Raw genomic sequence first — 8,531 nt, forward strand, 5'->3', positions numbered from 1 at the left:
GCACCGGGGCAGCGGCGTCGTCCGCACCGCGGGTGCGGCGCTCCACCCGGGTGGCCTCCACCAGTTCGAGGTACTCGGCCACGGCGCCGGCCGCGCCCACCACCTCCGCGATCCGCCACGCCGGGGGCAGGTGCAGCTCGCGCCGCTCGGCCAGCAGGCGGGCGGCGAACCCCTGCGGGTCCCGGCGCACGAGGGCCCCCACCACGGCCTCGTGCTCCGCGGTGACGACCACCACGCCCCCCTGGCGGGCCGGGCGCACGAGCGCGGCGGCCGCCAGCCACCGGGAGAGCACCTGCGCGGGGACGTCCAGGCCCTCGCGCTGCAGCTGGGCGTCGCCGTCCAGCAGCAGCGCCGCCGCGTACCCGCGCTCGGGCCGCGGCTCGGCGCCCACGGTGGCCACCACCAGCGCGGGCCCGTCCCCCACCGTGCCCAGCCGGTGGTCCGCCGAGGAGGAGTGCACGGGCACCTGCGGGAAGGCCCGTCCCAGCTCCTCGGCGGTCCGGTCCACCCCGCGGGCACCGGCGCGCAGCCCGGTGAAGCCGCACTCGGTGCAGCGGAAGCCGCGCTCGCGGGTGCCGCACCACCGGCAGGACAGCTCGCCCCGACTGGCGGCGGCCCGGTCCCGGAACGCCAGGGGCCCGGCGCACGCGCGGCAGCGGGCGGGGGTGCGGCAGCGGCCGCAGACCACCGCCGGGATGAACCCCGAGCGCGCCACCTGCACGAGCACGGGGCCCGGGGCGGGGCCGGTCAGGGCCGTGCGCGCGGCCTCCCAGGCCGCGTGCGGCAGGCGGGCCCGCCGGGCGAACGGGTCTCGGGCCGCCTCCCACGAGTCGGCGGAGGCGACGACGCGGGGACCGGCCTCCCGGCGGGCCGGGCGCAGGGCGGACATCTCCAGCAGCCAGCCGGACTCCACGAGCCGCTGCACGGCCACGGACCGGGACGGTCCCGCGCAGAGCACCGCGGCCCCGGCCTGCCGGGCGCGCTCGAGCACCACCTCGCGGGCGTGGAAGTAGGGGGCGCGCGGCTCGGCGTAGGCGTCGTCGGCGTCGTCCCAGAGGACCACCAGGCGCAGGTCCGGCACGGGCGCCCACGCGGCGGCGCGGGTGCCGGCGGCCACGTGCACGCGCCCCGTGACGAGGGACAGGTGCGCACGGTAGCGGGGGGTGTTGCCGTCCTCGGAGCCGATCCGCACGAACCCCTCCGCGCCGAGCTCGGCCTCCAGGGCCGCGGAGAGCCGGTCCAGGTCCCGGTGGTCCGGGACCAGCAGCAGCACGCCCCCGCCGGCGGCCGCGACGACGCCGGCCAGGGACGCCAGGGCTGCGGCCTCGTCCCACTCCCCCAGCCGGGAGGGCACCACGGCGGCGGCCCGGACGGCGTCCCCGGCCACGGCCGAGGCCACGAACGCGGTGCCGCCCTCCAGGGACTCCCACACCGTCGGCGCGGCGGCCGCCCCGCCGCGCACCGGGCCCGCCGGGTCCGCGGCGGGGCCGTCGACGTCGTCGGCCGCGGGCACCGGGTGGTCCGTCGCCGGGTCCGCGGCCGCGGCCGCCACGAACTCCTTCTCCACGCCCGCCACCCGCACCGGCACGGCCGAGCGCAGCACGTCCGTGACGACGCCGGCCTGCCGCGCCGCCACGGCCCGCGCCGCCGCCAGCACCTCCATGGTCAGCGGGGGGATCGCGGTGGGCACGGCGGAGAGGGCGGTGAGCTGCGCGCCCGTGGCGGGCTCGGCCGTGCGCGCCACGAGCCACCCGGTCATCTCCCGACCGCCGAAGCGCACGGTCACCCGGGCGCCGGGCACGGCCCGTTCGTCCAGGGAGGGAGGGACGAGGTAGTCGAACTCGCGGTCCAGGTGCGGGACGGGGGTGTCGAGCAGGACCCGGGCCACCGGGTCCTCCGGCCAGCCCTCGGCGGATTCAGGCAGCCGCGGGGCGTCCTGGGCCTCGGGGAGGCTGAACAGGGCGTCCGTGGCGGCTCACACCCCGGCGGCGCGGCGCAGCTCGTCCACCCGGTCGGTGCGCTCCCATGTGAACTCCGGCTCCTCGCGGCCGAAGTGCCCGCTCGCGGCGGTCTTGCGGTAGATCGGGCGCAGCAGGTTCAGCGCCTTCACGATCGCCGCCGGGCGCAGGTCGAAGACCTCGTTGACCGCGGCGATGATGGTCTCCTCCGGGACCGTGGCGGTGCCGAACGTGTCCACGTACAGGCCCACGGGCCGGGCCGAGCCGATCGCGTACGCCACCTGGAACTCCGCGCGGGAGGCCAGCCCGGCCGCCACCACGTTCTTGGCCACCCAGCGCAGCGCGTAGGCGGCGGAGCGGTCCACCTTGGACGGGTCCTTGCCGGAGAACGCGCCGCCGCCGTGGCGGGCCATGCCCCCGTAGGTGTCCACAATGATCTTGCGCCCCGTCAGGCCGGCGTCGCCCACCGGCCCGCCGATCACGAACTTGCCGCCGGGGTTGATGATGAACCGGGTGCCGGAGACGTCCAGGCCCGAGCGCTCCAGCACGGGGCGGATCACGTGCTCGGCCACGTCCCGGCGCAGCTGCTCCTGGGAGACCACGTCGTGGTGCTGGGTGGAGACCACCACGGTCTCCACGGTGCGCGGACGGTGGTCGGCGTCGTAGCCCACGGTGACCTGCGTCTTGCCGTCCGGCAGCAGGTAGGGCATCGGGGAGCTCTCGAGGCGGCGCACGGCCGTGAGGCGCTCGGAGAGGCGGTGCGCCAGGTAGATGGGCGTGGGCATCAGGGTGGGCGTCTCGTCCGAGGCGTAGCCGAACATGATGCCCTGGTCCCCCGCGCCCTGCTCGTCCACGGCGTCCGCGGAGCCGTGCTCGCGGGCCTCCAGGGAGCGGGTCACGCCGGCGAAGATGTCGGAGGACTGCTGGCCGATGGAGATGTTGACGCCGCACTGGGCGCCGTCGAACCCGTTGGCGGAGGAGTCGTAGCCGATGTCCAGGATGGTCTCCCGGACGATCTTGGGGATCTCGACGTAGGCGGAGGTGTTGACCTCGCCGGCCACCTGCACGAGGCCTGTGGTGGACAGGGTCTCCACGGCCACCTTGGCGGAGGGGTCGGCCGCGAGGATGGCGTCCAGGATGGCGTCCGAGATCTGGTCGCACATCTTGTCCGGATGGCCCGCGGTGACGGACTCGGAGGTGAACAGGCGCAGCTCGCCGCCGCCCACGCCGCGGTACGGCTCGGCGACGGTGGAGGGGCTCGACGGGGCGGATTCGCTCATGCCGCCCAGTCTAGATCAGCCCCCGGACGCCGGATCGGCGGCCCGCCGCGCCAGCACGCCCGCCAGCGCCTGCAGGACCGCCTCTGCCGCCTCCGCCTTGGTGCCGGTGCGCGTGACGGGCGGGTCCCCCGCGGCGGAGAGCACCGTCACCTCGGTGTCGTCCTGACCGAACACGAGGCCGCGGCCGACCTCGTTGACCACGAGCAGGTCGCAGCCCTTGCGGGCCAGCTTCGCCCGGCCGTACTCCAGCGGCGTGCTGTCCGCGTCCCCGGTCTCGGCCGCGAAACCGACGATCACGGGGGCCATCGGCCCCCCGGCGTCGCGCACCCGCACGGCCGTGGCGAGCACGTCCGGCGTCCGCTCGAGGACGATGGTGGGCGCCCCGCCGTCGTCGGTCTTCTTGATCTTGTCCTGGGCGACCTGCGCGGGGCGGAAGTCGGCGACGGCGGCGGCCATCACGAGCGCGTCCGCGTCCGCCGCACGGTCCAGCACGGCGTCCAGCAGCTCCTGGGTGGACTCCACGTGCGTCACCTCGGCGCCCGCGGGCGGATCCACGCTCATCGACCCGGCCACGAACCGCACGTGCGCCCCGGCGGCCAGGGCCGCCTCGGCGAGGGCCACGCCCTGCTTCCCGGAGGAGCGGTTGCCCAGGTAGCGCACGGGATCCAGGGGCTCGCGCGTGCCGCCGGCGGTGATCACCACGGTGCGCCCGGCCAGCGGCGCCGGCGCCGGGTCCGCGTCGGACGGGCCGCCGTCGTCGGCGGCGCCCGCCCCGGTCTGCCGCGCCGTGACCGCGGCCTGCGCCGCGGCCCACAGGTCCTCGGGGTCGGGCAGGCGGCCGGGGCCGGAGTCGGCGCCCGTCAGGCGGCCGGAGGCGGGCTCCACGACGGTGACGCCGCGGGCGCGCAGGGTGGCCACGTTGGCGCGGGTGGCCGGGTGCTGCCACATCTCGGTGTGCATCGCCGGGGCGAGCACCACCGGGCAGGTGGCGGTGAGCAGCACGTTGCCCAGCAGGTCGGGGGCCATGCCGGCCGCCGTGCGCGCGAGCAGGTCGGCCGTGGCGGGCGCGACCACCACGAGGTCGGCACGGCGGCCGAGGCGCACGTGCTGGACCTGGTCCACGTCCGTGAAGGTGTCCGTGCGGACGGGACGGCCGGAGAGGGCCTCCCAGGTGGGGGCGCCCACGAAGCGCAGCGCGTTCTCCGTGGGCACCACGGTGACCCCGTGCCCGGCCGCCGTCATCAGGCGCAGCAGCAGGGCCGCCTTGTAGGCGGCGATCCCTCCCCCGACGCCGAGCACGACCTCCACGGGAGCGTCAGGCGTCCTCGTCGGCGACGTCGAGGCCCTCGGTGACGTCCTCCTGGGCCTGGGCGTCGCGCTCGACGCGGGAGGGCGCGTACGCCTCGGGGTCCACGCCCTCGATCGTCGGCTCCTCGACGGTCAGGTCCGAGGCAAACGGATCGTCGTCGCCCGGCAGCTGGAAGTCGCCGAACTCCTCGGCCGCGAGCTCCGCGGCGCCCTCGGGTGCCCGCTCCTCGCGCATGACGAGGACGTCGGACTCGACCTCGCGCAGGGCGATGGACAGCGGCTTCTCGTTCAGGTGGGTGTCCACGAGCGGGCCGACGTACTCGAACAGGCCCTCGTGGAGCTGCGAGTAGTAGGCGTTGATCTGGCGGGCCCGCTTGGCCGCGAACAGCACCAGGGCGTACTTCGAGTCCACCCGCTCCAGCAGGGAGTCGATGGGCGGGTTGACGATGCCTTCGTACTGGTCGGTCACGTGGGTCTCCAGGGGTCTCGCGGTCGGTCGGTCTGCTGCGGCGTGGGGGTCGCGGCCCGCACGGGGCCGGGGTCTCAGGCGGACGGGACGCCGGACGCGGGGTCCAGGCCCATGAGCCTCACGAGCTCGGCGGCGGCGCGCTCCACCGTGTCGTTGACGACGACGGCGTCGAACTCCGGCTCGGCAGCGAGCTCCAGTCTAGCCGTTTCCAGCCGGCGGCGCTGTTCGGCCGGGCCCTCGGTGCCCCGCCCGACGAGCCGGGCCACCAGCTCCTCCCAGCTCGGCGGGGCCAGGAAGACGAAGGTCGCCTCGGGCATCGTCCGGCGCACCTGGCGGGCCCCCTGCAGGTCGATCTCCAGCAGCACGTGGCGGCCGGCGGCCACCGCGTCCATCACGCGGTCCCGGCGCGTGCCGTAGCGGTTGGCCCCGTGCACCACCGCCCACTCGAGCATCTCGTCGCGCTCGACGAGCCCGTCGAACTCCTCCGGGCTGGTGAAGAAGTAGTGCACGCCGTCCACCTCGCCCGGGCGCGCCGCGCGCGTGGTGGCGGACACGGAGAGCCACGCCTGGGGGTAGTGCTCCCGCACGTAGGCCGAGACGGTCCCCTTGCCCACGGCGGTGGGCCCGGCCAGGACGGTGACGCCGGCGCCGGGGGCCGGCGGACGGGACGGGGCGCGCTCGGCGGGGACGGGGGGAACCGGGCCGAGGTCGTCGAGGGTGCTCACACGGTCTCCATCGGTCACGGGCGCACGGCGGCCCGCGAGGAGCGGCCCCGCGCCGCGGGTGGGGTGGTCACCGGCCAATATAGGCGATCAGGGCCTCGCGCTGACGGCGCCCGAGGCCCTTGAGGCGCCGGGCCGGCGAGATCTCGCACGCCGTCATCACGGCGGTGGCGCGGACCTCGCCGACGCCCGGCAGCGCCTGCAGCAGGTCGACGGTGCGCAGCCGGCCCACGGCGGGGTCCTCGTCGGCACGGGCGAGGACGTCCTCGAGGGAGAGCTCCCCGGCGGAGAAGGCGGCCTTCACGGCGGCCCTCTCCTGCCGGGCCTGCAGCGCCTTGGCCCGTGCCTCCGCCCGCTCCTCGGTGCTCAGCTGCCGCAGTGCCATCCGATCCTCGTCTCCTCGTCGTCCTCCACCGGAGGGGACTCCCCCGGTGGTGTGTGTTTCAATCAACCGCGAACGGCTGAGTCCGGAGGGAAAAATACCATCAAGTATCTGACGCGTCACACAATCCGACGATTCGTTGCCCCGCTCAGCAGGCCGCGCCGCGCGGCCTCGACCGCCCGCGTGAGCGAGGCCACGTCCGGGCCCTGCCGGAGGATCCCGCGCGAGGACGTCGCGAGCACCTGCGGCCAGGCGGCACCGAACCCCTCCCGCATCCCGGCGGCGGTGGCCCCCTGGGCGCCGAAGCCCGGGGCCAGCAGCGGCCCGCGCAGGGCCGCCAGGTCCGTCCCCAGGTCCGCGGCCCGGTCCGCCACCGTGGCGCCGACCACGAGGCCCACGGGGCCCCAATCCGACCCCTCGGCCAGCCGTGCGTTGTCGGCCGCGGCCGCGGCCGCGATCCGGGCCGCCACCGCGCCCTCGGGCTCCGCGGCCCCCGCGTGCTGCACGGAGGCCCCCTCGGGGTTCGAGGTGAGGGCCAGCACGAAGACGCCCCGCCCGCAGGCATGCGCGCGCTCGATCGTGGCCGCCAGCGTGCCGTAGCCCAGGTAGGGGCTCAGGGTCACCGCGTCCGCGGCGAGCGGGGAGGCCGGGTCCAGCCACGCGGCGGCGTAGCCGTCCATGGTGGACCCGATGTCCCCGCGCTTGGCGTCGGCGATCGTCAGCACCCCGGCCTCCCGGGCCCGGGCCAGCAGCCGCTCGAGGACCGCCAGGCCCGCCGAGCCGTGCCGCTCGAACAAGGCCACCTGCGGCTTGAGGGCCGCCACGCGCGGCGTCCCCTCCCCCGCCGCCGCCTCGAGCGCGGCGAGGGAGAACGACTCGAGGCCGGCGGGCGTGTCCGGCAGGCCCCAGTCGGCCAGGAGGCCCGGGTGCGGGTCCACGCCCAGGCACAGCGGCCCGGCCGAGGCCATGGCCAGGGCCAGGCGCCGACCGAAGGGCGCCGGGGCGACGTCGACCGCGCTCACGCGCGCGCCTCGGCCACGGCGTCGGCGAGGCGGACCTCGTGCTCCTGCAGGGACGTGACGGACCACGCGTAGGTGCGCATCGCCTCGATGGCCTGCAGGCACGCGGCGAACTCCGCGGTGGTGGTGATCACCGGCACGCCCAGTGAGGTCGCCGCCGCGCGGATCTCGTAGCCGTCCGTGCGGGCCTCGCCGCCGGAGGGGGTGTTCAGCACGAGGTCGACGCGGCCCTCGTGCAGCTGCTCGAGGACGGTCCCGGCGCCGTCGACGTCCGCGGCGGCGGCGATCTTGGCGACCACCTCGGCGGGCACCCCGTTGCGGCGCAGCACCTCGGCGGTGCCGCCCGTGGAGACGATCTCGAAGCCGAGGTCCACGAGGCGCTTGGCCAGGCCCACCACGGTGCGCTTGTCCCGGTTGGCCACGGACACGAACACCCGGCCCTCGGTGGGCAGGGGGCCGCCGGCCGCGGCCTGCGACTTCGCGAACGCGGTGTCGAAGTGCCGGTCGATGCCCATGACCTCGCCGGTCGAGCGCATCTCCGGGCCCAGCAGCGAGTCCACGACGCGGCCCTCGGCCGTGCGGAACCGGGTGAAGGGCAGCACGGCCTCCTTGACGGCCACGGACGCGCCCAGCGGGAGCGCGCCGCCGTCGTAGTCCGCGGGGATGCGGCCCTCGGCGCGCAGGTCCGCCAGGGACCGGCCCATGCCGATCAGCGCGGCGGCCTTGGACAGCTGCACGCCGGTGGCCTTGGAGACGAAGGGCACCGTGCGCGAGGCGCGCGGGTTGGCCTCGATCACGTAGAGCACGTCCGAGGCGAGGGCGAACTGGATGTTGATCAGCCCCCGCACCCCGACGCCGGCCGCGATCTTCAGCGTGGCCGTGCGGACGCGCTCGAGCACGTCCGGGCCGAGCGTGACGGGCGGCAGGACGCACGCGGAGTCGCCCGAGTGGACGCCGGCCTCCTCGATGTGCTCCATGACGCCGCCGAGGTACAGCTCCTCCCCGTCGTAGAGGGCGTCCACGTCGATCTCGATCGCGTCCTCCAGGAAGCGGTCCACGAGCATCGGCTGGCTCGGGGTGATCTCGGTGGCGTGGCGCACGTAGTGGGCCAGCGCCTCCTCCGTGTAGACGATCTCCATGCCGCGCCCGCCCAGCACGTAGGAGGGGCGCACGAGCACCGGGTAGCCGATCTCGTCCGCCACGCGCTTGGCGTCCTCGAAGGACACCGCGGTGCCGTTCTTCGGGGCGATCAGGCCGGCGTCGTCCAGGACGCGGGCGAACTCGCCGCGGTGCTCGGCCAGGTCGATCGCCGCGGGCGTGGTGCCCAGGATCGGCACGCCGGCGTCCGCCAGCTGCTGGGCGAGCTTCAGCGGGGTCTGCCCGCCGAGCTGGA

At 76.1% G+C, this 8,531-nt stretch carries 7 protein-coding genes and 1 pseudogene; all 8 read right to left on the reverse strand.

All coding sequences use genetic code 11. From position 1 onward, the window contains the following. Window positions 1-1,888, reverse strand: a 1,888-nt coding sequence (locus Q4D18_RS05540; RefSeq protein ID WP_303126434.1) for a primosomal protein N', incomplete at its 3' end; no start/stop codon positions are given. Window positions 1,889-1,975: 87 nt separating this feature from the next. Further along, window positions 1,976-3,238 carry a methionine adenosyltransferase gene (gene metK / locus Q4D18_RS05545; RefSeq protein WP_303126436.1) on the reverse strand — a complete coding sequence of 421 codons (1,263 nt, stop codon included), beginning with the start codon at window positions 3,236-3,238 and terminating at the stop codon, window positions 1,976-1,978. Window positions 3,239-3,253: 15 nt separating this feature from the next. After that, window positions 3,254-4,546 carry a bifunctional phosphopantothenoylcysteine decarboxylase/phosphopantothenate--cysteine ligase CoaBC gene (coaBC, locus tag Q4D18_RS05550; protein ID WP_303126437.1) on the reverse strand — a complete coding sequence of 431 codons (1,293 nt, stop codon included), beginning with the start codon at window positions 4,544-4,546 and terminating at the stop codon, window positions 3,254-3,256. A gap of 7 nt (window positions 4,547-4,553) precedes the next feature. Next, the gene (gene rpoZ, locus Q4D18_RS05555; protein ID WP_303126438.1) at window positions 4,554-5,015 is read right to left on the reverse strand and encodes a DNA-directed RNA polymerase subunit omega; all 462 of its coding nucleotides are present in this window, start codon (window positions 5,013-5,015) and stop codon (window positions 4,554-4,556) included. 74 nt (window positions 5,016-5,089) lie between these two features. Continuing rightward, window positions 5,090-5,647: a guanylate kinase gene (gene gmk / locus Q4D18_RS05560; protein WP_303126444.1), complete on the reverse strand. Its 558-nt coding sequence runs from the start codon at window positions 5,645-5,647 to the stop codon at window positions 5,090-5,092. 160 nt (window positions 5,648-5,807) lie between these two features. Continuing rightward, window positions 5,808-6,122, reverse strand: coding sequence for an integration host factor, actinobacterial type (gene mihF / locus Q4D18_RS05565; RefSeq protein ID WP_303126439.1), 315 nt, complete (start codon window positions 6,120-6,122; stop codon window positions 5,808-5,810). 116 nt (window positions 6,123-6,238) lie between these two features. Next, on the reverse strand, window positions 6,239-7,141 hold the full coding sequence (gene pyrF / locus Q4D18_RS05570) for an orotidine-5'-phosphate decarboxylase (RefSeq protein ID WP_303126442.1): 903 nt from the start codon (window positions 7,139-7,141) through the stop codon (window positions 6,239-6,241). Then, window positions 7,138-8,531: pseudogene (carB, locus tag Q4D18_RS05575) on the reverse strand (carbamoyl phosphate synthase large subunit); the annotation flags it as partial. The pseudogene carB and the gene pyrF, both read right to left, overlap by 4 nt.

Source organism: Micrococcus sp. (genome assembly GCF_030523875.1).
GTDB lineage: Bacteria > Actinomycetota > Actinomycetes > Actinomycetales > Micrococcaceae > Micrococcus.